This window comes from Kitasatospora sp. NPDC058162 (genome assembly GCF_042884005.1).
In the GTDB taxonomy this organism is placed as follows: Bacteria; Actinomycetota; Actinomycetes; order Streptomycetales; family Streptomycetaceae; genus Kitasatospora.
In genome coordinates, this window is record NZ_JBHVUS010000023.1 from 85,178 (window position 1) to 109,702 (window position 24,525).

General features: G+C 74.9%; 11 protein-coding genes. 4 read left to right on the forward strand and 7 right to left on the reverse strand.

The window, feature by feature from the left end; translation table 11 throughout:
• The first annotated feature begins 164 nt into the window (after positions 1 to 164).
• The 4 genes from ACFVXG_RS31440 (at position 165) to ACFVXG_RS31455 (ending at position 13,043) form a co-directional block, all read left to right on the forward strand.
• Positions 165 to 5,696: an amino acid adenylation domain-containing protein gene (locus ACFVXG_RS31440; protein ID WP_387932286.1), complete on the forward strand. Its 5,532-nt coding sequence runs from the start codon at positions 165 to 167 to the stop codon at positions 5,694 to 5,696.
• Positions 5,697 to 5,770: 74 nt separating this feature from the next.
• Positions 5,771 to 6,523: a thioesterase II family protein gene (locus ACFVXG_RS31445; protein WP_387932288.1), complete on the forward strand. Its 753-nt coding sequence runs from the start codon at positions 5,771 to 5,773 to the stop codon at positions 6,521 to 6,523.
• Positions 6,520 to 7,794 (forward strand): MFS transporter, encoded by a 1,275-nt coding sequence (locus ACFVXG_RS31450; protein WP_387932290.1) that lies wholly within the window; start codon positions 6,520 to 6,522, stop codon positions 7,792 to 7,794. Before ACFVXG_RS31445 ends, ACFVXG_RS31450 begins: the two co-directional genes overlap by 4 nt.
• Before the next feature lie 77 nt (positions 7,795 to 7,871).
• Positions 7,872 to 13,043 carry an amino acid adenylation domain-containing protein gene (locus ACFVXG_RS31455; protein WP_387932291.1) on the forward strand — a complete coding sequence of 1,724 codons (5,172 nt, stop codon included), beginning with the start codon at positions 7,872 to 7,874 and terminating at the stop codon, positions 13,041 to 13,043.
• A 57-nt stretch (positions 13,044 to 13,100) separates the two neighbouring features.
• Here ACFVXG_RS31455 and ACFVXG_RS31460 read toward each other — a convergent pair whose 3' ends face one another.
• The 7 genes from ACFVXG_RS31460 to ACFVXG_RS31490 form a co-directional block, all read right to left on the reverse strand.
• On the reverse strand, positions 13,101 to 15,341 hold the full coding sequence (locus ACFVXG_RS31460) for a pyridoxal-phosphate dependent enzyme (RefSeq protein WP_387932293.1): 2,241 nt from the start codon (positions 15,339 to 15,341) through the stop codon (positions 13,101 to 13,103).
• Positions 15,331 to 16,329, reverse strand: coding sequence for a kinase (locus tag ACFVXG_RS31465; protein ID WP_387932295.1), 999 nt, complete (start codon positions 16,327 to 16,329; stop codon positions 15,331 to 15,333). The genes ACFVXG_RS31460 and ACFVXG_RS31465 overlap by 11 nt, the downstream gene beginning before the upstream one ends.
• A complete protein-coding gene (locus tag ACFVXG_RS31470; RefSeq protein WP_387932297.1) occupies positions 16,326 to 17,837 on the reverse strand; it encodes a lyase family protein in 1,512 nt (503 codons plus the stop codon). The genes ACFVXG_RS31465 and ACFVXG_RS31470 overlap by 4 nt, the downstream gene beginning before the upstream one ends.
• Entirely contained in the window at positions 17,834 to 19,312 is a 1,479-nt protein-coding gene (locus ACFVXG_RS31475; RefSeq protein WP_387932299.1) for a condensation domain-containing protein, read from the reverse strand. The genes ACFVXG_RS31470 and ACFVXG_RS31475 overlap by 4 nt, the downstream gene beginning before the upstream one ends.
• A 79-nt stretch (positions 19,313 to 19,391) precedes the next feature.
• Positions 19,392 to 20,159, reverse strand: a complete 768-nt coding sequence (locus ACFVXG_RS31480; RefSeq protein WP_387932301.1) for a thioesterase II family protein — start codon at positions 20,157 to 20,159, stop codon at positions 19,392 to 19,394.
• Positions 20,160 to 20,621: 462 nt separating this feature from the next.
• Positions 20,622 to 22,739 carry a HelD family protein gene (locus ACFVXG_RS31485; protein ID WP_387932303.1) on the reverse strand — a complete coding sequence of 706 codons (2,118 nt, stop codon included), beginning with the start codon at positions 22,737 to 22,739 and terminating at the stop codon, positions 20,622 to 20,624.
• Positions 22,740 to 22,831: 92 nt separating this feature from the next.
• Positions 22,832 to 24,490, reverse strand: a complete 1,659-nt coding sequence (locus ACFVXG_RS31490) for an ADP-ribosyltransferase domain-containing protein (protein ID WP_387932305.1) — start codon at positions 24,488 to 24,490, stop codon at positions 22,832 to 22,834.
• Positions 24,491 to 24,525: the final 35 nt, after the last annotated feature.

Here is a 24,525-nt window from a genome sequence, read left to right on the forward strand (position 1 = left end):
AAGACGCCGCGAGACTACCCTACTCGATGCGATCATGACAGAGGTCAAATCCCTTACGGACGAGGCAAGATCTCCCCCTTGCCGTGGCATTTCCCGCCTGTATGCTGACGTTCCCGGGGACCCGGTGGTGTCTCCGTACCCAGGAGGAAAGGCGTCTACGAGCCGTGGACATCGAGTTCCCCGCACAATCGGACGCAGCGGACGACGATTCGTTCCCGGCGTCGAAGGTCCAGGAGCAACTCTTCCTCGCACAGCAGACCGTGGGCGACGCACCCGCCTTTCACATCCCGTGCTTCTGGGAAGTCCGCGGGCCGGTCGACATCCCCGCGCTCCGGAATGCCGTGACCGCCGTGCTGGCACGGCACGAGGCACTGCGCACCACTTTCCGCATTCACGAACAAGGGCTCCTCCAGGTCGTCCATCCGGAACCCCGGCTGGATTGGCGCCTGGCCACCTGCCGGGACGCGGAGGAGCGCGACGAGCGGATGGCGCGCGCCTCCCGCGCCCCCTTCGACCTGGAGCGCGGCCCGCTTGTACGGGCGGGCCTGCTGCGCTGCGCCGACGGCAGCCACGTGGTCATGCTCTGCTGCCACCACGCGGTCTTCGACGGCTGGTCGGCCAAGCTGGTGCGCGACGAACTCGCCGCCCACTACGCGGCGTTCAGCACCGGGACGGAACCCGGGCTGCCCGAGGTCGAGTACCAGTACGGCGACTACTCGCTCTGGCACGACGAGTGGCTGGCGAGCCCGGCCGGCGAGCGCGCCCGGCGCGCGTGGACCGAGCTGCTCGCCGGAGAACTGCCGGTACTGGAACTGCCCGGGGACCTCCAACCGTCCGACCCGGCCGACCCGACCGCCCCCGGCGGCACCGCCGACGTCCCGCTGCCCGGCCCGGTGGTCGAACAACTCGCAGCACTGGCAAGCGAGTTACGGACCACCCTGTTCACCGTGCTGCTGGCCGCCTACGACCTGCTGCTCGCCGACCGCACCGGGCTGCGCGACATCATCGTCGGCACCCCCGCGCTCAACCGCAGCCGGACCGAGTTCCAGCGGACGGTCGGCTGCTTCGTCAACATGGTCGCCGTCCGCACCGACCTCACCGGCCCCCGCACCTTCCGCGAGCTGGTGGAGCGGGTGCGCGCCGCCGTCCTCCGGGCCCAGGACCTCCAGGCGGTGCCCTTCGAGACGGTGGTCAAGGAGGTCCGGCCGCCCCGGCACCCCGGACACCCGCCGGTCTTCCAGGTCGCCTTCACCGTCGGCGAGGACTTCTTCGAGCCGGTCCGGGCCGGGGAGTTGGAGTTCCGCCCGGTCGAGGTCCCGTCGGTCACCGCCAAGTACCAGCTCGCCCTCCAGGTCAACCGGACCGGGGCCGGGCCGGTCGCCGAGTTCGAGTACCGGGCCGACCGGTTCTCGCCCGCATGGATCGCCGACTTCGCGGCGCGCTACGCCCGGGTGCTGGAGCTCGCCGCCGAGCGGCCGGACCGCCCGCTGACCGACTTCCTGACCGACTTCCTGGCCGCCGACGCCCCACCGGTCGCCGTCCGCGCCGTCGCGGCCGAGCCTGCGGAGACCGAGCCCGCCACCACGTCCGGCCCCACCGCCGACACCGCCCCCCGCGACGACACCGAGCGGGTGCTCACCGAGGTCTGGGCCGAGGTGCTGGGCCGCCCCGCCGTCGGCATCGACGACAACTTCTTCGAGCTCGGCGGCGACTCCATCAGCAGCGTGCAGATCGTCGCCCGGGCCGCCGCCCGCGGCCTCGGCTTCCGGGTCCGCGACCTGCTCCGCAACCAGACCGTCCGCGAACTGGCCCCGCTGGTCCGGGCCGTGGGGCCCGCCGCCGAGCCGGCCGCCACCGGACCGTTCGAGCTGGTCCCGGCCGAGGACCGGCCGCGGCTGCCCGCCGACGCCGTCGCCGCCTACCCGCTGACCGCCCTGCAGTCCGGCATGCTCTACCGCAGCGGCCAGCAGGCGCACACCGCGATGTACCACGACGTGCTGCTGACCAGGCTGCGGGTGGCGTTCTCCGCCGAGGCCTGGCGCACCGCCGTGTCCCGACTGTTGGAGCGCCACGAGCTGTTGCGCACCTCCTTCGCGCCCGGCGGCTTCTCCGAGCCGCTCCAGGTGGTGCACCGGCGGATCGCCCACCCGCCGGTCGGCTTCGAGGACCTGCGCGGCGTGCCGGAGCCGGAGCAGCGGGCCCTGATCGACCAGCGCACCGACTGGGAGGCCCGCAACCTCTTCGACTGGGAGCACCCACCGCTGATCCGCTACCACCTCGCCCGACTGGCCGAGGACGAGGTCCAGTTGTGGACGGTGGTCCACCACGCCGTGATCGACGGCTGGAGCGAGCGGATCCTGTTCGGCGAGCTGCTCTCGCTCTACCTCGCCGCCCTCGGCGGCGGCCCGGCCGCCCTGGCGCCGCCGCCCCGCGCCCACTACCGCTCCTTCGTCGCCCTGGAGCGCGCCGCTGTGCGCGACCCGCAGCAACTCGCCTTCTGGCAGGCCCAGCTCGACGGCCTGGCGCTCGGCTCCGTCCCGGCCGCCCCTGGCACCGGGGTGCCGGACATGGCCGTGGTGCCGCGCACGCTGCCCGCCGAACTGTCCGCCGGGCTGGTCGCGTTGGCCGCCCGCTTGCGGGTCCCGGTGCGGATCGTGCTGCTCACCGCGCACCTGCGGGTGATCGCGCTGCTGACCGGCAGCGCGGATGTGGTCTCGGGCGCCGTCTACAACGGCCGGATAGCCGAGCCGGACGGGGACCGGGTGGTCGGCCTGTTCCTGAACACCCTCCCGGTCCGCTGCCGGACGGCCGCCGAGAGCTGGTCCGCGCTGATCCGGCAGGTCGCCGCGACCGACCTCGCCATCCAGCCGCACCGGCGCTTCCCGATGCCGGAGCTGCGCGGCCGGGTGGCGGGTGCGGCCGCCTTCGAGACCTTCTTCAACTACACCCACTTCCGCAACGAATCGGACGTCCCCACCGGCGAGTTGGAGGTGCTGGACGAGGACAGCCGCACCCCCACCGACTTCCTGCTCGGCTCGGAGTTCTCCCGCGACACCGCGACCGACCTGATCGGGCTCGGCCTGCGCTACGACGCCGACCGGATCACCGCCGCCGACGCCGACCGCTACTTCGGCTACCACGAGGCCGTGCTCCGGGCCATGCTGGCCGATCCGGCCGCCTCCCCCGCCGCCGCCCCGCTGCTGGCCGCCGCCGAACTCGCCGAACTGCGGGAGTGGAACCGGACGGAGCGCGCGTACCCCGGCCCGCACCTGCTGCACGCCGCGATCGCCCTTCGGGCCGCGGACGCCCCGGAGGCGCCCGCCGTGCTGTTCCGCGACCGGGTGCTGAGCTACGCCGAACTGGACGGCCGGGCCGACGCGCTGGCGCACCGGCTGGCCGCCCTCGGGGTGCGGCCCGGCGACCACGTCGGGATCGTCCAGGAGCGCTCACCGGAACTGGTGGTCTCGCTGCTCGCCGTGCTCAAGGCCGGCGGCGCCTACGTCCCGCTGGACCCGGCCGATCCGGCCGAGCGCACGGCCGACCTGCTCGCCGAGTCCGGCTGCCGGGTGGTGCTGACCGCCGCCGGCACCGAGAGCGTCGAACTCGCCGACGTCCAGGTCGAGTTCGTCCCGGACGACCTCGCGGTGAGCGCCCGTCCCCCGCAGGTCGAGGTCCGACCGGGCGACCCGGCGTACGTCATCCACACCTCCGGCTCCACCGGTCGACCCAAGGCCGTCGTGGTCTCCCACCGGGCGATCGCCAACCGGCTGGACTGGATGGCAGAGGAGTTCCGGCTGACCGCCGGGGACCGGGTGCTGCAGAAGACGCCGTACACCTTCGACGTCTCGGTGTGGGAGTTCTTCTGGCCGCTGCGCGAGGGCGCCCTGCTGGTGGTCGCCGAGCCCGGCGGCCACTGGGACCCGGGCTACCTCGAACAGGTGCTGGCCCGGCAGGCCATCACCGTGGCGCACTTCGTCCCCTCGATGCTGCGGGCCTTCCTGGACGCCGCCGACCTCTCCGCGGCCACCGCGCTGCGCCAGGTCGTGTGCAGCGGCGAGGCGCTGCCGGCCGACCTCGCCCGGGACTTCCTGGACCGCTCCAAGGCCGCCCTGGCCAACCTGTACGGCCCCACCGAGGCGGCCGTGGACGTGACGTACTGGCACTGCGCGCGCGACGGCGCGGACACCGTGCCGATCGGCCGGCCGATCGCCAACACCCGGATCCACCTGCTCGACCCGGCCGGCCACCCCGTCCCGGTCGGCACGGCCGGCGAACTGCACGTCGGCGGCACCGGCCTGGCCGAGGGCTACCACGGCCGGCCGGCCCTCACCGCCGAGCGCTTCGTCGCACACCACTGGCCGGACGGCACGGTGGAACGCCTCTACCGCACCGGGGACCTCGCCCGGCGCCGCCCGGACGGCGCGATCGAGTACCTGGGGCGGACCGACGCCCAGGTGAAGATCCGCGGCATGCGGGTCGAGCCCGGTGAGGTCGAGGCCGTGCTGTCCGCACACCCGGACTGCGGCGCGGCCGCGGTGGCCTTCGACGGCGAGCGGCTGATCGGCTACTACACCGCCCGGCCCGGCGCCGAACTGCCCGCCGGGGAGCTGCGCCGGCACGCCGAACGGCTGCTCCCCGGGCACCTGGTGCCCGCCGCCTGGGTGCCGCTCGCCGAACTGCCGCTGACCGTCAGCGGCAAGGTCGACCGCAAGCGGCTGCCCGCCCCCGGCCGCACCGTCCGCCGCACCGCGCCCGCCCGGGCGCTCGACGCGGCCGAACGCCTGGTCGCGGCCGCCTGGACGGACGTGCTGGGCAGCGCGGACTTCGCCGTCGACGAGGGCTTCTTCCGGGTCGGCGGGCACTCGCTGGCCGCCGTCCGGCTGATCGGGCGGCTGCGCCGGGACTTCGACCGCCGGCTGACCGTGGCCGAGCTGTTCACCCACGACACGGTGGAACGGCTGGCCGCCCTGCTGACGGCGCCCGCCCCGGAGGCGGCCGGGAACGGCTGGGCGGTGCTGCCCCTGCGCCCCGCCGACGGCGCGCCGCTGTGGCTGTTCCCGCCGGTCGGCGGCAGCGCCCTGGGCTACCTGGCGCTGGCCGGCGCGCTCGACCCCCGGCTGGCCGTACACGGGCTGGACTGCGCCGAACCGGCCGGGAGCACCGTCGAGGAGCTGGCCGCGGCCGCCGTGGCGCGGATCGCCCGGGAGCACCCGACCGGGCCGCTCCACCTGGCCGGCTGGTCCTTCGGCGCGGTGCTGGCCTTCGAGGCCGCCGGCCGGCTGACCGCGGCCGGACGGGAGGTGACGCTCGGCATGGTCGACGCCGCCTTCCCCGCACCGGAACAGCTCTACGGCCTGGACGACGACCGGACCACCGCAGCGCTCCTCCAGGACACCCTGGCCCTCACCGGCGCCCCGCCGGACGCGTCCGACAGCGAGGCCTGGCAGGCCCGCCACCGGGTCTTCGCCACCAACCTCCGGGCGCACCACGCCTACCGGCCGCGCCGCCACCCCGGCGACGTGGTCTACCTGGAGAGCCGGGACGGCCGGGCGCTGGGCAGCGCCGAGGCCTGGCGGGCGGTGGTGGCCGGCTCCTTCCGGCTGCACCGGTTCGACACCGACCACTACGGCCTGGTCCGCCGGCCGCACGTACAGGCCGTCGCGGACGCCCTCGGCGCCGCGGCACTCAACAACTGACCGGCCGCGCCCCCAGCACCGCCCCACACACCGCCCCACCACCGATCCGACGGGAACAAGGAGTTCACGGCGCCATGCAGACCGACGCGGGCAAATGGCTGTTCCGCCCACCATCCGAGGACGCCCCGGCACGGATCTTCCTCTTCCCGTACTCGGGCACCGGTGCCTCGATGTACCGCGCCTGGCCCGAGCGGATCGGCGAGGTCGAGGTGTGCCTGGTGCAGCTGCCCGCGCGGGAGAACCGGCTGCGCGAGCCGCACCCGGTCACCTACCAGAACCTGGCGGTAGCAGCGGCGGCGGCGCTGGCCCCGCTGGTGGACCGTCCGACCGGCTTCTTCGGGCACTGCGGCGGCGCGCTCTCCGCCTTCGCCACCGCGCTCGAACTGGAGCGGGTGCACGGCCGGGAGCTGACCGCGCTCTTCATGTCCTCCCAACTCGCCCCCGACGAGGACCCGTTCGGCCGCTGGCTGTGGCTCGGCCGGGACGACCTCGCGGTCGAGCTGAACGTCCTCGCCGAGGCGGCCGGGACCAGGATGGACCCGGACTTCCTCGACGTGGCGCTGGACGTATTGGAGGAGGACCTCGCGGCCCAGCGCCGCTACCGGCTCGACGCCCCCGAACCGCTGGCCTGCGCGGTGCACGCGGTCGGCTGGGAGCACGACGTGGAGATCCGCCCGGAGCAACTCGGCGGCTGGAGCCGGTACGTGCCGCCGGCCCGCCACCACGAGCACCTGCTGGACGGCGGGCACCACGCCTTCCTCGGCGCCCCGCAGCCGCTGCTCGACCTGATGGGCCGCGCGATGACGCAGGAAGGACCGGCGGCATGAAGCTCACCGGACTGTGGGACCACCCGGACTTCCGCCGGCTCTGGGCCGGCCAGACGCTCTCCATGCTGGGCACCAACATGGTGGCGGTGGCCGTCCCGCTGATCGCCTCGGTCAGCCTGGGCGCCTCGGTGTTCCAGATGGGCCTGCTGCTGGCCACCGAGTTCCTGCCCTACCTGCTGATCAGCCTGTTCGTCGGGGTCTGGCTGGACCGCCGACCGAAGAAGATGATCATCGTGGCGGCGGACGCCGTCCGCTCGCTGATCCTGCTCTCGGTGCCGCTGCTGTCCTGGGCGGACCTGCTGAGCGTCCCGCTGCTGTTGGCCGTGGTGTTCGGCACCGGCGCCTGCAGCACCGTCTCGGACATCGGCAACGCCTCCATCCTGCCCGCCCTGGTCGAGCGCGAGGACCTGGTCGAGGGCAACAGCAAGCTGGAGATGAGCAGTTCGGTCTCCAACATCGGCGGCCGGACCTTCGGCGGCCTGCTGGTGCAGTTGCTCACCGGCCCGGTGGTCATCATGGTCAACGTCTTCGCCTTCGGGCTGGCGGCCGCCTGCACCCTGCGGATCCGCAAGAAGGAGCCGGTGCCGGAGCGGCCCGCCGACGGCGAGCCGTCCTCGATGTGGAAGGAGATCGGCGAGGGGCTCGGCTTCATCTTCGGCAACCCGACCCTGCGCACCCTGGTGCTGGTCACCTTCCTGATCAACTTCTCCGCCATAGCGATCGACCCGGTGTTCCTGGTGTTCATCACCCGCACCCTGGACCTGCCCGGCATCCTGGTCGGCGCGCTGCTGGCCGGCACCGGCGTGGGCTCGCTGATGGGCGCCCTGTTCGCGGCCCGGCTGGGCAAGCTGCTGCCCTTCGGCCGGATGGTGATCTGGACGACGGTGGCGATGACCGGCGTCGAGCTGGTCATCCCCGCCGCGACGGTGATGCCCACCGGCGTCGCCTTCGCGATGCTGATGTTCGTCCAGGTCGCCTATGCCGTGCTGGTGATCGCCAGCGCCGTCAACATCCGCAGCTACCGGTCGGCGATCACCCCGGACGCCATGCAGGGCCGGATGAACGCCTCCACCCGGATGATCGTGATGGCCGGCACGCCGTTCGGCGCGATGGCCGGCGGCGCGCTCGGCTCCCTGCTGGGCACCCAGTGGGCGATCGTGGTCTGCGCCGGCGGCATCGGGATCTCCGCGGTCCTGCTGGCCCTGTCCCCGGTCCGCAGGGCGACCGGCATCCCCACCGAAGTCCCCACCCCGGCCGTCGCCCCGGCCTGATCTGACGGTCAGTCAGAACCAGTCAGAACCGCACCCACCGCAAGCCCCCACGAACCAGGAAGGCCAGGAAGGGTCACGTGAACGACACCGACGCGGTCGGCCGCGCCGCACTGGACGCCGTCTTCGCCCGCGCACTGGCGGAGGAGGCGGACCCCGCCGCCCCCGCGCCCGCCGCCGCCCCGGCCGCCCGCCCGGGCGACGGGCGGGAGCCCGCGTCGCTGGCGCAGAAGCGGCTCTGGTTCCTGGAGCAGCTGAACGGCCCCAACAGCACCTACAACGTCCCGTTCCGGCTCCGGCTGGCCGGCGCGCTCGACACCGAGGCGCTGCGCCTCGCCGTCGGCGACCTGGTGGCCCGGCACGAGGGTCTGCGCACCACCTTCGCCGGGGACGAGGACGAGGTCTTCCAACTGCTCCTCGACCCGGACGAACTGCCGTGGGAGCAGCTGGACCTGACCGAGCTCGGCGAGCCGGCCGTGATCGCGCTGATCGACGAGGAGAGCCGGATCCCGTTCGCCCTGGCCGGCCGGCCGCTGTTCCGGGCGAAGCTGATCCGGGCCGGTGTCCAGGGACCGGCGGCGGTGCCCGTCCACCACCTGGCCGTCACCATGCACCACGCGATCACCGACGGCTGGTCGGAGGGCCTGTTCTTCCGGGAGCTGGGCGCCTGCTACACCGCCCGGGTCGGCGGCCCGCCGGCCGACCTGGCGCCGCTCCCGGTGCGCTACGCCGACTACTCGGCGTGGGAGGCCGAGCCGGCCACCGTGGAGCTCTACCGCGGCCAGCTCGCCTTCTGGCGCGAGCAGTTGGCCCGGCTGCCGGAGGAGGCCGGGCTCCCGGCCGACCTGCCGCGGCCGGTGCTGCTCAGCGGTGCGGGCGCGACCGTGACGGTGCCCGTCCCGGCGGACCTCCAGCGGCGGCTGGCCGCCTGGGGCGCGGGCCACGAGGCCTCGCTGTTCGCCACCGCGGTGACGGTGCTCGCCGCGCTGCTGCACCGGTACAACGGCGAGGAGCGGGTGGTCGTCGGCGTGCCGGTGGCCAACCGGCCGCAGGCCGAGTGGGAGCCGGTGATCGGCTACTTCGCCAACACCCTGGCGCTGCCGGTCGACCTCGCCGGTGATCCGACCCTGCGCCAACTGCTGGGCCAGGTACGGACGGTGGCGGCGGAGGCACTGTCGCACCAGAACGTCCCGTTCGACCGGGTGGTGGAGGCGCTCGGCGTGGTCCGGGACCCGTCCCGCAACCCGGTGTTCCAGGTGATGTGCAGCGTCAACCAGGTGGTGCCGCCGCCGGAACTGCCCGGCCTGGCGGTCGAGATCGTCGAGATGCGCAACGACTCCGCCAAGTTCGACCTGGAGCTCGCGGTGAGCTACACCGCGGACGAGGTCGGCTTCGCCTTCGACTACGCCACCGACCTGTTCGAGCGGGAGACGGTGGAGCGGCTCGCCGCCGACTACCTGGCCCTGCTGGAGGCCTTCCTGGCCGAGGGCACGGCGGGCGTCGGCGCGGCGAGCGTCGGCGCGGTGGCGCTGGGTGCGCACGGCCCCGCCGAGGCGGACGGCGCCGAGGCGGAGGTCCGCGACCGCTACGGCAACCGGGCGCCCACCGGGGTGTACGGCGAGCTGCTGCTGGCGGGCGCGCCGAGCGGGCGCCGGGCCCGGGTGCTGGCCGACGGCCGGGTCGAGCACGCCGCCGAGCACGCCGCTGAGCACGCCGCCGGGCCTCGGTCCCGGGCCGAGCGGTCCCGCCCCGCCGCCGACGGTCCGGCCGCCCCCGCCACCGCCACCGAGCGCGCCCTCGCGGCGATCTGGTCCCGGCTGCTGGGCACCGAGTCGGTCGGCCGGGACACCGACTTCCTGCGCGACGGCGGGGACTCGCTGCTGGCCACCCGGCTGGTCGCCCGGATCCGCCGCCAGTGGTCGGTCAAGCTGTCCGTCCGCCACATCCTCAAGACCCCCGTCCTCGCCGACCTGGCCAAGCTGCTGGACGAGACCGCCGCGGCCACCGCCGAGGCCCCCGCCCGCAGCGCGATACCGGCCGCCGCCGGGCGGCCCGAGGTCCTGCCGCTGTCCATGGCCCAGCGCGGGATCTGGATCGTCAACCGGCTCGGACAGCAACAGGCCTTCTACCACATGCCGTTGGCGGTGCGGATCGAGGGCGGACTGGACCTCGACGTGCTCGCCGCCGCCGCCGCGGACCTGGGCCGCCGGCACGAGATCCTGCGGACGGTCTTCCCCGCCGACACGGGCGCGCCGCGCCAGTCGGTGCAGCCGCCGGAGGCCGTGGCCCGGGTGGTCCGGGCGAGCGCCATCCACCCGAACGGCCTCCAGCAGGCGCTGCGCGAGGCGCTGGAGACCCCGTTCGACCTGACCACCGAAGTCCCGCTGCGGCTGCACGTGTTCAGCACCGGCCCGCGCTCCCACGTGCTGCTGGTGGACGTCCACCACATCGCCTGCGACGGCCTCTCGCTGGCCCCGCTCTGCCGCGACCTGGCCGCCGCCTACGCCGCCCGGTCCGCCGGGCGCGCCCCCGACTGGCACGAACTGCCCATCCAGTATGCCGACTTCGCACTCTGGCAGGCCCAGCAGCTGGGCCGGGCGGAGGATCCGGGCAGCCAGTTCGGCCGGAGCCTGGAGTTCTGGACCAAGGCGCTGGCCGGACTGCCCGAGGAGCTCGCCCTGCCGGGGGCCCGCCCGCGCCCGGCCGCGCCGACCTTCCGCGGCCTGCCCACCCGGGTCGAGGCCGGCCCCGAGCTGTACCGGCGGATCACCGCGGCCGCCCACGAGCACGGCGCCAGTGTGTTCATCGTGCTGCAGGCCGCGCTCGCCGCGATGCTCACCCGCCTCGGCGCCGGCACCGACATCCCGCTCGGCACCCCCACCGCGGGGCGCTCCGACCAGGCGCTGGACGACCTGATCGGCTGCTTCATCAACACCGCCGTACTGCGCGCCGACACCTCGGGCGACCCGAGCTTCCGCACCCTGATCGCCCGGGTCCGGGAGACCAACCTGACCGCGCACGACCACCTGGACCTGCCCTTCGACGAGCTCGTCACCGCCCTCAACCCGCCCCGCCAGTCCGGCCGCAACCCGCTGTTCCAGGTGATGGCCAGCCTCAACGGCGAGCCCGAGCCGGTGCCCGCGCTCGGCGGACTGCCCACCGAGCCGTTCGACCTCGGCACCCCCGCCACCCCGTTCGACATCACCGTGGAGCTGACCGAGGACCGCGCCCGCGCCACCATCAGCGGCGTGCTGACGGTCAGCGCCGACCTCTTCGACGAGGCCGCCGGGGCGGCCCTGGCCCGGCGGCTGCTGCTCGCACTCGACCTCGCGACCGACCGGCCCGACCTGCCGATCTCCCAGTGGGAGCTGCTGCTCCCGGGCGAGCGCGAGGCCGTCCTCGACACCTGGGGCACCGGCGCCCCCGCCCCCGGCGCGGCCACCTTCGCCGAGCTGTTCGAGCAGGCGGTGGCCGCCGCGCCGGACGCCCCGGCCCTGGAGACGGACGACGACCTCACCCTGACCTACGCCGAACTGGACGAGCAGGCCAACCGGCTGGCCGCCGAACTGGTCGCCCGCGGCGTCGGACCGGAGAGCGTCGTGGCGCTCGCCCTGCCGCGCAGCGGGGAGCTGGTGCTCGCCGTCCTGGCGGTCGCCAAGGCCGGCGGCGCGTTCCTGCCGCTGGACGTCCGGTTCCCGGTCGAGCGGCTGTCCTTCATCCTCGCCGACGCCCGGGCCGCGCTGGTGGTCACCGACTCGGACGGCGCCGCCGCCCTGCCCGTCGACGCCCCGCCGACCCTGCTGCTGGACGACCCCGACCTGCTGGACGCACTCGGCGAGCACACCGGCGACCGCCCGGCCACCGCCCCGGTGCACCCGGCGAACGCCGCGTACCTGCTGTACACCTCCGGCTCCACCGGGCAGCCCAAGGGCGTCGTGGTCACCCACACCGGACTCGCCCCGCTGGCCGAGCAGTTGCAGCGGAGCGTGATGGCGGACGGGGACGGGGAGCAGCCCCGGATGCTCCAGCAGGTGTCCCCCACCTTCGACATGTACGTCATGGAACTCCTGACGGCCTTCCGGGCCCGGGCCGTCCTGGTCGTGGCGCCCGCCCACCCGGTGCTGGGCGAGGAGCTGGCCGTCCTGCTCGAACAGCGGCGGATCAGCCACGCCGTGCTGACCCCGACCGCCCTGGCCGCGCTGCCCGCCCGCCCCTACCCCGCGCTGCGCGCGATCGTCAGCGGCGGCGAGGCGATCGGCGCCGACCTGGTGGCCCAGTGGGGGCGCGGGCGCCGGCTGCACAACGCCTACGGGCCGACCGAGACCACCGTGCTCGGCACGCTCTCCGGCCCGCTGCGCCCGGCGGCCGGCCCGCCGCTCGGCGAGCCGATCGCCGGCTCCCGGCTGTTCGTGCTGGACGAGGAGCTGCGCCCCGTCCCGCCGGGCGTCACCGGCGAGCTGTACCTCGCCGGGCCCAGCCTGGCCCGCGGCTACCTGGGCCGCCCCGACCTGACCGCGGACCGCTTCCTGCCGTGCCCGTACGGCGCGCCGGGCGAGCCGATGTACCGCACCGGCGACCTGGCCCGGTGGACGGTCGACGGCGAGCTGCAGTACCTGGGGCGGAGCGACGGCCAGGTGAAGATCCACGGGGTGCGGATCGAGCTCGGCGAGATCGAGTCCGTCCTCGGGGCGCACCGCAAGGTCGCCGACTCGGCGGTGGTGGTGGACCGTTCGGCGGCCACCGGACCACGGCTGGTCGCCTTCGTCACCCCGGTGGATCCGGCCGACCCGGCCGCCCGGCCCACCCCGGCCGAACTGCGGGCGCACTGCACCCGCTCGCTGCCCCGGGCCATGACGCCCGCCCGGTTCGTGGTGGTCGGCGCGATGCCGACGCTGCCGTCCGGCAAGACCGACCGCAAGGCGCTGCGGATCCCGCCGGAGGAGGGCGCCGCGGGCTTCCGCACCCCGCCGGGCACCGCCACCGAACGGGCGCTGGTCGCGATCTGGCAGCAGCTGTTCGAGACCGAGCGGATCGGGGTGGATGACGACTTCTTCGTCCTCGGCGGCCACTCGCTGGCGGCGATCCGGATGCTCGCCGAGATCCAGCACGGCCTCGGCGTCGAACTGCCGCTGAGCGCCTGCTTCGAGCACCCGACGATCGCGGCGCTGGCGGCCCTGATCGACCGGACGCCCCGGCCGGACGCCGCGGAGCCGCCCGTGGTGCGCCGGCGCCGTCCGGCTCCGGGGGCCTGACGGGCGGGAGCGCCGGCGGACCACTCAATTCGGTCCGTCGGCGCTCCCCCACCCGCGCTACTGCCCCGTTGCGACCACGACCGCCAGTTCGGCGATTGCCGCGTCCAGGGCCTCGACCACCTGCTCGGGGCCGTCCCCCACCGCGATCACGTGCCCCAGCCGGTCGTACGCCTCCCGGACCGGCCGCACCGCGCGCCCGGCGGCCGCCGTCACGGTGACCCGCTCCACCCCGGCGACCGCGGCCGCCCGCTCGACGCCCTCGACGGCCGTCAGCCGGCCCTCCTCGGCGGCGATCAGGAAGCGGATCCCGGCGGAGCGGGAGCGCTCCGGGGTCAGGTTCAGCGGCAGCCCGGCGGCGGCGCGGATCTGCTGGTCCAGCAGGTCGATGCCGGTTGCGGGCCGGATCAGCTCCGGGATCATGCCGCCGGCCAGCCGGGCGTTGATCTCGATCACGGCCGGGCCGTCGGCGGTCAGCCGCAGCTCGACGTGGGCCGGGCCGCGCTCCAGGCCGACCGCCGCCAGGGCGCGCCGGGCGGTGTCGGCCATCGCGGCCGCCGTCTCCTCGGGCAGCACCGCCGGGAACAGGTGCCCGGTCTCCACGAAGTACGGCAGCTCGCTGACGGTGCGCTGGGTGACGCCGACGCAGTGCGTCCGGCCGTCCGCCCGGAACATCTCGGCGCTGAACTCCGGCCCGTCCAGGAACTCCTCCACCAGCACCGTCCGGGCGCTGGCCTGGCCGCGCACGTTGCGGGTGACGGCCAGCAGCTTCCGGACCTGCTCGGTGACGGTGGCTACGTCCGCGCACCACAGCACCTCGTGCGAGCCGGACTCGTCGACCGGCTTCACCACGCAGGGCAGGCCCACCGCCGCGACCGCCGCCCCGACCCCGTCCGGGTCGCGGACCTCGGCGAACCGGGGCTGGCGCACCCCGTGCTCGAGCAGCGTGCGCCGGGTCGCCGACTTGTCCCGGCAGGCCGCCAGCGCCGCCGCCGGGTTGGCCGCCACGCCCAGCGCCTCGGCCAGCGCGGCCGACTGGACCAGGTAGTACTCGCTGGTCGTCGTCACGCCCGCCACCGCGCGGTCGCCGGCCGCCACCTCGGCGGCCTTGCGCAGCGCCTGCGGGTCGTCGGTGTCGCAGACCACCACCCGGGCGCCGGTCTCCGCCAGGCCCTGGTAGCGGGCCGGGTCCACCACGAACAGCACCGGCTCCAGCCCGAGCCGCACCGCCGTGGTCAGCGCGAGCATGCCGGTGCCGGTGGTGTTGGACTCCACGAAGAACAGCAGCGGCCGCTCCCGGCGGGATATCCGCGCGTACGACCAGCCGCTGACCAGCTCGCCGTAGCGGACGGCGGCGGGCTCGGTCGCCACGGGGGCCTCGGGCGCCCCGGTGTCGGCGAACACGGTGTCCACGTAGCGGTCGCCGCGGTCCGGCATGATGCCGACCAGCCGGGTGCCGGGCGCGGCGTGCGCCGCCAGGTGGGTGAGCACCCGGTAGACCGAGCCGGAGGTGTTCCCGGCGAAGATCTTCTGCTCCCGGGCCAGCGCCCGGGTCGCGGCGAAGGCCTCGTCGTCGGAGAGCCAGTGCACCTCGTCGATCAGCCGGTAGTCGATGTTGTCCGGGTAGAGGCTGTTGCCGAGGCCGGACTGGCGCCGGGTCGGCACGTCGGGCTGGCCGAACAGCACGCTGCCGACGGCGTCCACGCCGACCACCGTCAGCTCGGGGAACCGTTCCAGCAGCGCCCGGGACGTCCCGCACAGCGAACCGCCGCTGCCCACCGAGCCCACCACCACGTCCACCGTGCCGAGGTCGGCGGCCAGTTCCTCGGCCAGACCGCGGTAGGCCGCCGGGTTCTGCGGGTTGGAGTACTGCTGCGGCCAGAACGCCCCCGGCAGACCGGTCATCAGCTCGGCCAGCAGGTCCAGCCGGGCCGACTGCCAGCCCTGGTCGCCCATCGCCGACACCACGTGCACCTCGCAGCCCAGGGTGCGCAGCTTGGCCAGCGTGATCGGGTCGATCCGCGGATCGGTGACGATGTGCACCGGGTGCCCGAGGTGGGTGCCCACCAGCGCCAGGCCCAGCGCCATCGTCCCCGAGGAGCTCTCCACGATCGGCGCCCCGGGCTTCAGCGCCCCCGAGCGACGGGCCTCGGTGACGACCTGCCGGGCCACCCGGTCCTTCATCGCGAAGGCGTTCGCCAGCTCCAGCTTGGCGTACACCTCGACCCCCTCCGGCGCGGGCACCCGCAGCCGGACCAGTGGCGTGTGGCCGATGGCGTCGACGATCGATTCATGCCGCATCAGAAAGCTCCATGTCCTGAAGGGTGAGCGCCCGGACCGTGGTGGTGGTGCCGGGCAGGGTCGAGCAGGCCGCCAGGGCGGCGGCGAGCCGGGGCCCGTGGTCGGCGTCGTTCTCGTCCAGCAGGACGCCCAGCAGGGTGCCGCTGTGCGCGCACACCACCCCCGCGGCGCCGACCCGCTCGGCGATCGCCAGCACCGCGTCGAGGTTGCGCTTGGGCGCCAGGCGCTGGTTCAGCACCGCGCTGCGGGTCGTCACCGTCCCCACCCGGGCGAGGTCCCCGGCCCGCACCGCCGCGCCGAGTTCCGCCAGCAGCTCCGCGTACTCGGCGCGCTGCGCCGGGGAGAACGCCTTCGGCATCCGGTTGAACGCCACGGTGTCCAGCAGCCCTCCCTCGTCCACCCCGACCACGGTCGCCGCCGGGAGGCCGCCCAGGCGCTCGCGCAGCCGCACCTCGCGGTGGTCGAAGGCCACCACCCCGGGGTGCATCACCCCGTCGGTCGGCTCGATCGGGCGCAGCCAGCGCTCCACCTCGGCGGGCGAGGTGTCCAGGCCCACCGCGGCGCCGACCGCCCGTACGGTGGCCACCAGGTCGGCCGAGGAGCTGGCCATCCCCTTGCCGACCGGCAGGTCGCCGTCCAGCAGCAGCACCCCGCCGGCCGGGCGCCCGCAGGCGGCGAGCATCGCCTCGGCCACCCGCCGGGTCTTGGTCTTGTGCGAGGGGAACACCCGCAGCGGGCCGCCCGGGTCGAGCCGGAAGCGGGCCCGCGCCCAGCGGTCGACCGGCAGCGTCACCAGGAACTCCGGGCCGCCGGGCAGGGCGCCCTGGAGCAGCTCGCCGAAGGTGCCGAAGGCGCGGGCCGTGCCGGTCCGCAGGTCGACGCCGGGGCGGGGGGAGGCCGGGGACGGCCGGCGCGGCGACTGGGCGCCGCTGCCGGGCGAGGGCACCGCCACCGCCGGGGCCGGGCGCGCGGCGGGCAGCGCGGTCACCGTTCCGCCGGGGCGTCCGCCGCCGGGGCGTCCTTCGGCGCGAGGAGCGCCGCGACCCGGTCGGCGGCCGCCCGTGCGGCCGTGCCGCGCTCCGCCCAGCCCTCGGTCAACCGCTCCTGCTCGGCGCCGAGTTCGGCGAGCACGGCCCGGACCTGGTCGGGGTGGGTCGAGCCGACCGAGGTCTTGGCGCGCAGGCCCGCCTCGACGCTCAACGAGGCCGCCAGCAGCGCCTCCGGCCCGGCCAGCCGGTGCCCGGCCTCCTCGGCGACCGCCGCGAGCAGCTCCGCGTCCCCGTCGGCCGGGGCCAGGCCCTTGTCCAGCGCGGCCTTGATGTAGCGGCCCGCGATGACCTGCGCCGTCCGCCACGGCACGCCCTCGTCCAGGGTCAGCCGGTTGGCCAGGGTGAAGCCGCCGAGGTACTCGCCCTCGCAGGCCGCCCGCATCCGGTCGGTGCGGAACACCAGCCCGGTGACGACGGCGTGCGCCAGCCGCAGCGTCGAGCGCAGCGCCTCGGTCTGCACCCGCAGATGGGCGCCGGCCTCCTTGGAGACCTCGACGGTGTTGGTGTACGGGGTGTTGCGCTGCGCCGCCGCCAGTTCGGCCGCGCTGCCCGCCACCAGCGCGCAGCGGCCGCGGATCCGCTCCAGTACGGGGAAGTTCTTCTTCTGCGGCATCGCGGCGGAGATCCCGGAGAGCTCGTCCGGGAGGTCCAGGAAGCCGTGGGCGCTGCCGCCCCAGGCCATCAGGTCGGTGGTGAAGCGGCTCAGTGCGACGGCGAAGTTCGCCGCCTCGGCCGCGATCGCCAGCGCCCAGCCGCGCGAGGCGACGGCCACCAGGGCGTGCGGCTGCGGGCGGGCGAAACCGAGCAGCCCGGCCATCCGGGAGCGGTCCCAGTCGAGTTCCTGCCCGGCCATGCTGCCGGCGCCCAGCGGGCAGGCGTCGATCTCGTCGTAGGCGGCCAGCAGTCGGCGCACGGCGGTCAGCGTCTCGCTGGACAGGGCGGCCAGGTAGAAGCCGGGGCTGATCACCTGGGCGGCCTGGGCGTGGGTGTAGCCGGGCATCGGCACCTCGACCGCGCCCGCCGCGAGCGCGCGGACCGCCGCGTCGAAGGCCAGCAGGTCGGCGGCCAGCGCCCGGACCTGCTCGCGGGCGGACAGCAGCTGGGCGCACACCTGGAGGTCGTTGCGGCTGCGGTCGACGTGCCAGGCCGCGAACGGCGCGACCGGGCCGGCCGCGACGTGCCGCTCCAGGGCGAAGGAGATGTCCGACATGTTCTCGCGCGGGTTCGCGCGGACGGTGCCCGAGTCCACCCCGTCCAGCCGGGCGGCGATCGCGGCGGTGCCGGCGTCGTCGACCAGCTCCATCCGCCGGTACTCCAGCAGCAGCACCTTCTCGATCGCCACGTAGTGCCGCAGCAGGTGCTCGGCCTCGTAGGCGAACTGCGGTGCCAGCACCTCCTCGTGCCACACCTCGCTCGGGATGCCGTCGATCCGACCGGTCACCGTCATTGCGTGCTCCTCAGTAGAACCGATGGGGCGGACCGGCCCTCGCGCGGACCCTCCGGCTCGGACGGTCCGCGGCTGCCGGCGGGGAAACTCTCGGCCCGGCCGTCCCGGGCCGCTACGGGCGGCCGGCCGGCGGCGGCCCCGGGCGGCGGGGACAGCAGCCGGGACAGCGGCGCGGCCGGATCGGCGAGGCCGGCGGCGAGCAGCGCCAGGTAGTCGTCGAGCAGGCCGCGCGCGGTGGCGGGGGCGAACAGCTCGGTGTCGTACACCAACCGGGCGGCGTGGTCGGCGACTTCGAGCAGCAGCTCGTCCTCGGCGTAGCCGCACGGGGCGCCGGGCTCGCGGCCCTCCGTCAGGTTGAAGGCCGGCTGGTGCGCCCACTCGGCGGTCGGCTCCACGGGCTCCGGGAACGGCTGGTCCTGGTGCTCCCAGGCCGCCGAGGCGACGTCCTGGACGCGGTCGACGAGGGCGGCGAAGGACGGGTCGCCGGAGGTGTCCAGCCGCAGCACCAGCCGGCCGGCCAGGGCTCCGACCAGCGCCAGCGTCTCGGGCCGGCGCCGGCCCGAGACGGGCACCCCGATCAGGTGGTCGGTCCGGCCGGAACGGTCGTGCAGCAGCGCCGCGTAGCCGGCCAGCAGCACCGGTAACGGCGATCCGGCGAGCCGCTCGGCACCCGGCCGCGGCTCGGCGCCCGCCCGCGGCTCGATGCCCGCCCGCAGTGCGGCCGCCAGGCCGGCCGGGAACGCGGACCGGACCTCGGCGCCCGCGCCCGCCCGGACGGCCGGGCGCGGGTGGTCCAGCGGGAGGCCGTGCCCGGACGGCCGTCCGACCAGCCGGGACCGCCAGAACTCGGCGGCCCGCGCCCGGAGTTCAGAGCCCTCCGGACCGTGCTGCCGGTCCGCGTGGTCGGCGAAGTCCGGTGCCGGCTCGGCCAGCTCCGGGGCCCGGCCCTGTTCCTCGGCGGCGCACAGCTCGGCGAGTTCGGCGTTCAGCAGGAACAACGAGGCCGGGTCGCAGACCAGTTGGTGGGCGACCAGCACCACCGCCCAGTCCGCCTCGCCGAGCCGGACGGCGACCGCCCGCCAGAGCGGCGCCCGGGCCGGGTCGAAGGGCAGCGCCGCCGCCTGGTCGGCGAGTTCGGCCAGCCGCTCGGCGCGCTTGCCGTCGTCCGCCCCGCCGAGGTCGGCGAACTCCACCGGCAGCTCGATCCCCGGGTGCACCACCTGTCGCAGCCCGCCGTCCAGCACCCGCAGCGAGGTGCGCAGCGCGGTGTGCCGGGCGGTCAGGGCGGCCAGCGCCGAGCGGACCTGCCCCTCGTCGATCGCGGCGCCCAACCGGAAGGTGTCGGCCACGTGTTGGAGCAGCAGGCCCCCGGAGCGGCGGCCGGTCCGCCAGACCAGTTCCTGGCCGTGGGCCGCCCGGGCGATCCGCTCCCCGCCCGCGCCGGGCACGGCCGACCCGGTGGTTCCATCCGCCATCACAGTTCCTGACTCCGTCGTTCCAACCGTGGGGACCGGCGCCCGCCCGCCTCGTGGACCCCTGCCGGGGCCCGCGGCCTCAGGACACGGGGCTCCCGATCCCGGCACGAACGGCCCGGCCGATGGCGTCCAGGTTGTCGTCGAGGAAGAAGTGGCCGCCCGGCACGACGTGCCGGACGAACGGTCCGGTGGTGTGCGCGGCCCAGCCGGCCGCGTCCTCGGGTCGGGCCGAGGCGTCCTCGGAGCCGACGAAGGCGGTGATCGGCACCGGCACCGGCGGCTCGTCGCCGCAGTCGTACGCGTCCAGCCAGCCGAAGTCGGCCCGGCAGACGGGCAGGACGAGTTCCAGCAGCTCCGGCTCGTCCAGCACGAAGGCTGGCAGGCCGCCGCCGCGGACCAGCCGCTCCAGCATCGCGTCGTCGGGGAGGGCGGACAGGCCGTCGAAGACGTCGTCGCCCCGCGGGTGGTCGGGCCGCGGGCAGCCCGACACGAAGAGGTGGACGGGCAGTTCGGCCCCGGTCCGGCGCAGCCACCGGACCACCTCGAACGCCAGCAGTGCGCCCATCGAGTGGCCGAACAGCGCGTACGGCCGGTCGGCGGTGGCCGCGACGGCCTCGGCGATCCGCTCCACCTCGACGGCCGCGGGCTCACCGAGGCGGCGCTCCCGGCCCGGCAGGGCCAGCGCGGCGACCTCGACCTCGGGGCCGAGTGCGGCCGGCCAGCGGGTGTACACGGCCGTGCCGCCGCCCGCATAGGGGAAGCAGACGAGCCTGACCGGCGCCTCCGGACGCAATTCTCGGGAAACGAACCATTTGTCGGGGAGTATCTGGCCGTTCACGGGCGCCATCCAGGAAGTCCGGCTTTTGGCCCGAGGTCGTCCGGAAAGTCCATGGCTCCGAAGCGGCCTTTCTGGAAAAGATGTCAGAACTCATTCGACCCGTCACTGGATCGCCGCTCTGCGGAGGCCGGTTGTGCCGCCTGGTCGGTTCTGCCATCGAGGATGATGAATAGTGTGCCGATCAACCGCTGATGACTGTACCTCAGCTGAGTGAGCACGCTCAATAGTTGGCGATAACCGGCCAGCGTACGGCGGCAACCCCCCTGCCGAATGGGCCGATTCGACAACCCGCCCACCGCACCCGGGAATCGGGGCGCAACTCGCGGGGAACTCGCATTGGCTAATCCGCCGAGGGCTCGCGCGGCTGCGGCCCGCACCCGGCCCTCACGCGGTCGGGCAAGGGTCGGGTGCGGGCCGCAGCCGGCGGGGCGGTCGGTCCACGACCCGAACGCCCGGGCCCGGCACCCCGCTTCAGCCCCCGGCCAGCGGGGCCGGGAGCGGCCGGGCGTGGAGGAGGTCCAGCCGGGACACCGCCCGGGTCAGCACCACGTACAGCCGGTGCAGCCCGCGCGGCTCGGCCTCGACGATGGCCGCCGGTTCCAGCACGATCACGTGGTCGTACTCCAGGCCCTTGGCCAGGGAGGCCGGCAGCAGCGTGACCCGGGCCGCCCCCGCGGCCTCCTCCTCGGCCGGGGTGCTCGGGATCCCGGCCGTACGGAGTGCGGCGGCGGCCCGCTCCACCGCCCCGTCGGCGCCGATCACCGCGATCGAGCCGTCCCGGTCCAACGCGGCGCGCACCGCGGTGACCAGCGCCGCGTCGAGGTCGGGCACCGGCCGGACGGTCACCTCGCCGTCCCGGCGCAGCGAGACCGCCGGCGGCACGTCCACGTCCAGGGCGGGCAGCAGCCGGTTGGCCAGGGCCATCACGGCGGCCGGCACCCGGTAGCCGGTGGTCAGCGGCACCAGGGCGGCCCGCGGCTTGCCCAGGTGGGCCAGCTGGTCGGCCCAACCGCGGGCCGACCAGGGCGCGGTGGCCTGGGCGAGGTCGCCCAGGACGGTGAGCGAGCCGAAGGCGCTGCGCCGGGCGATCGCCCGGCACTGCATCGGGGAGAGGTCCTGGGCCTCGTCGACCACCACGTGGCCGAAGCTCGCCGGCCGCTCGATCAGCCCGGCCAGCTCGTCCAGGAGCAGCAGGTCGTGCTCGGACCACTTGGCGCTCTTCTCGGAGCGCGGCGGCCGGTGCCACCGGAGCGCGGCCTGCTCCTCGGCGTCGAGCACACCGTCGGCCGCCTCGGCCAGGACGGCGGGGTCGCCGAGCAGCCCGGCCAGTACGGCCTCCGGGCGCGGGGCGGGCCAGGCCGCCTCCAGGAAGGCCGCGACCGGCCGGCTGCGGCCGACCTTCTGCTGCCAGGTGGCGTTCTTGACGTCGGTCCGGCGCTCGGCCTGCGCCTGGAGCAGGGCCACCACCCGGGCGCGGACGTTCTCCCGTCCGATCGCGTACGGCGGTGCCTGGTCGCGGACTTCGGCGACCAGCCGGTCGAGCCGCTCGCCGGGCACCCGCCAGCGGTAGGAACCCTCCGGGACGGCCAGCGGCTCGGCGCCGACGGCCCGGATCCGGCCGTACAGCGCGCGGCGCAGCACCACCGCCATCCGGGCATCGTGCTTGAGCGCGGCAGCCCGCTCCCCGTCCACCGCGGTGACCGGGCGGGTGGCGACCAGGTCCTGCACGGTGCACTGGGAGACGTCGAGTTCGCCGAGCGCGGGGAGGACTTCGGCGATGTACCGCAGGAAGGTCCGGTTGGGGCCGATGACCAGCAGGCCGCTGCGCCGGAGCCGCTGGGGGAAGCTGTAGAGCAGGTAGGCGGCGCGGTGCAGGCCGACGGCGGTCTTGCCGCTGCCGGGCGCGCCTTGGACGCAGACGGACTCGGCCAGTTCGCCGCGCACGAGTGCGTCCTGCTCGGGCTGGATGGTGGCGACGATGTCGCGCATCGGCCCGGTGCGCGGGCGCTCGATCTCGGCGGCGAGGAGGCCGCCGGGGCCGTCCGCCGGCTGCCCGTCGGCTGTCCGTCCACCGGCCGTCCGTCCATCGGCTGTCCGTGCGTCAGTGCCGCCGAGGTGTTCGTCTTCCAGTCCGGTCAGGTCCTGCGGCAGGCCCCGGCTCGACGGTGCCCAGCCGAAGCGCCGCCGCCGGGCGAGCCCGAGCGGGTCGTGGGCGCTCGCCCGGTAGAACGCCCGGGAGACCGGCGCCCGCCAGTCGATCACCAGCGGCGGCACCGTCGGGTCCTCGGAGATCCGCTGCCGACCGACGTAGTAGCGCTGCCCCCGGTGGTCGCCGGCGGCGGGCACCTCGTCGAAGTCGAGGCGGCCGAAGAAGGCCGGGCTCTCCGGCAGCTCGCGCATCCGCTTGGCGCGGGTCCGCAGGTACCGGCCCAGCGCCTCGGCGCTGGCGCCGTCGCCCGAGACGTCCTCCCCGGCGACGACCTGGTGCGCGGCGTCCTCGACCTGCCGGGCCATCGCCGCCCGGCAGGCCCCGACGTAGGCCCGCTCACGCACCAGCTCGCCGTCGAGACCCAGGGTTTCCGACGTCATCGCTTCCTCCGCACTCGACTCGACTGCTGTCCGGAGGAGTCAGCTTAACTTAACTCGGTAATGTTTCTGACCAGGTCAGCTCGGCTGACGGCTCAGGACACCAGCGGCCCCTCCGCGACCTCCGTCAGCGTCACCGTGCACAGCCCGCCGCGCTCGGCCCGTACGTCCGTGACCTCCAGCTGGGTGCCGGGCAGCAGGATGTACTCCTCCTCGCCCGTGAACGCCGAGAAGCGCTGGATCCCCGTGGCGCGCAGCGGCCGCACCTCGAACAGCGTCCGCTTGCCCCGGCTGCCGAGGAAGGCCTTCGCCACCCCCAGCTCGGAGGTGCAGGAGGACACGCCCCACCACGTCACCGTCCGCCCGAGCGGGTACTGCTTGCGCAGGTCCAGCGCCACCCCGCGCCAGAGCGGCTCGGTCCGCACCGGCAGCTGCGAGACCGCCGCGAACAGCAGCCGCAGGTACGGCAGGTACGGCACCAGCCGGGACCGGTCCGGGGAGCGCAGCACCGCGTTGATCTCGCGGTAGAACGCGGACTCGCAGGTGTAGAGGTACAGCGCGGCGATCGCGTCCGCGGACAGCCCGCCGGCCGCCCCTTCACCCGCACCCTGACCCGCCCGCTCGTCCGCCCGCCGCTTGCCGAACTCGTGCGAGAGGGTGACGTGCCGGTCCAGCCCGCGCAGCAGCTCGGCCACCGGGGCCACGGCATCCCGGAAGTCCATCAGCGGCGTGTCGAACACCCCTCCGATGGCCGGGAGTTCGAGGCCCTCGTCCTTCACGCCGGCCAGCCGGTCCAGGTACAGCTGGTGCAGCTCCATGGTGGAGGCGATGAACGCGCCCATCCGCTCGGCGACGCAGCCGTCCGCGCCCTCGCCACCCGCCGCTCCGGCGTTCCAGCCCTTGCTCGGCAGCCAGTCGATCCCGTCCGCGCCGAGCGAGGCGAGCGCGGCGTTCACCGCGGCGAAGTGCTCGTTGTCGCAGAAGATGTCGCCCTGGGCCGCCGGGTTGGCGTGGTCGATGTGCCGGACCTCGACCTCCGGGTACTTCTTCTCCAGCCGCTGCACCACGCTCTTCAGGCTGCGCGCGTGCGCGCCCCACCAGGCGAAGACGACACCCCGGTCCTCCTCCCCCGCCTGCTGCTTGGCCCGCAGGATCTCCTCGACGATCCGCTCGGCCACCGGCCGCCAGAACCCGGTGTGCTGGTCCGGGCCCATCGCGCCGTCGGCACTGGCGGTCAGCGCCGCGTTCAGCAGCAGCACGCCCTGGGTCAGCATCGCCTGGAACCACTCCGGCGGCTGGACCGTCTCCTCCTTCTTCAACAGCGCGCGGATGTCCGCGATCGGCGTCTTCTTGGGTATGCCGTACTTCCACATCGCCGCGGCCTTGATGATGCAGCGGATGCTGATCACCCGGCCGAACTGGCTGTCCTTCCAGTCGTGGAAGGCGTTGTCGAACATCGCGATGCCGGTGGCGCTCTCTGGCCGCGGGTACGGGTTCTGGCCGAAGACCACCACCTTCCACTGGTGCGGGGCGTGCGGCTTGAGCGCCTGGAAGGTCAGCTCGCGGACCGGCACCACCTCCGGGCTGCGCCCCGGCCCGATGAACGCGGCCGCGGCGGGCTGCGCCTCGATCACCGGCTTGAGCAGCGGGAGCCACGGCTCGCCGCCGCCCTGGAAGAGTTCCGCGAGGGCCAGCGGGTCGTTCGGGTCGTTCGCGTCGGGCTGGGCGGCGGCGGAGGTGTCGGCAGCGTTCACGGTGGTACTCCGGCTGGTCGGATCGCGGAAGAGGG

What these genes read in the sequence shown, in the direction of transcription:
- ACFVXG_RS31445 (WP_387932288.1), top strand. Translation starts at nt 5,771, where the DNA reads ATGCAGACCGACGCGGGCAAATGGCTGTTCCGCCCACCATCCGAGGAC.
- ACFVXG_RS31450 (WP_387932290.1), top strand. Translation starts at nt 6,520, where the DNA reads ATGAAGCTCACCGGACTGTGGGACCACCCGGACTTCCGCCGGCTCTGG.
- ACFVXG_RS31460 (WP_387932293.1), bottom strand. Translation starts at nt 15,341, where the DNA reads ATGCGGCATGAATCGATCGTCGACGCCATCGGCCACACGCCACTGGTC.
- ACFVXG_RS31470 (WP_387932297.1), bottom strand. Translation starts at nt 17,837, where the DNA reads ATGACGGTGACCGGTCGGATCGACGGCATCCCGAGCGAGGTGTGGCAC.
- ACFVXG_RS31475 (WP_387932299.1), bottom strand. Translation starts at nt 19,312, where the DNA reads ATGGCGGATGGAACCACCGGGTCGGCCGTGCCCGGCGCGGGCGGGGAG.
- ACFVXG_RS31480 (WP_387932301.1), bottom strand. Translation starts at nt 20,159, where the DNA reads ATGGCGCCCGTGAACGGCCAGATACTCCCCGACAAATGGTTCGTTTCC.
- ACFVXG_RS31485 (WP_387932303.1), bottom strand. Translation starts at nt 22,739, where the DNA reads ATGACGTCGGAAACCCTGGGTCTCGACGGCGAGCTGGTGCGTGAGCGG.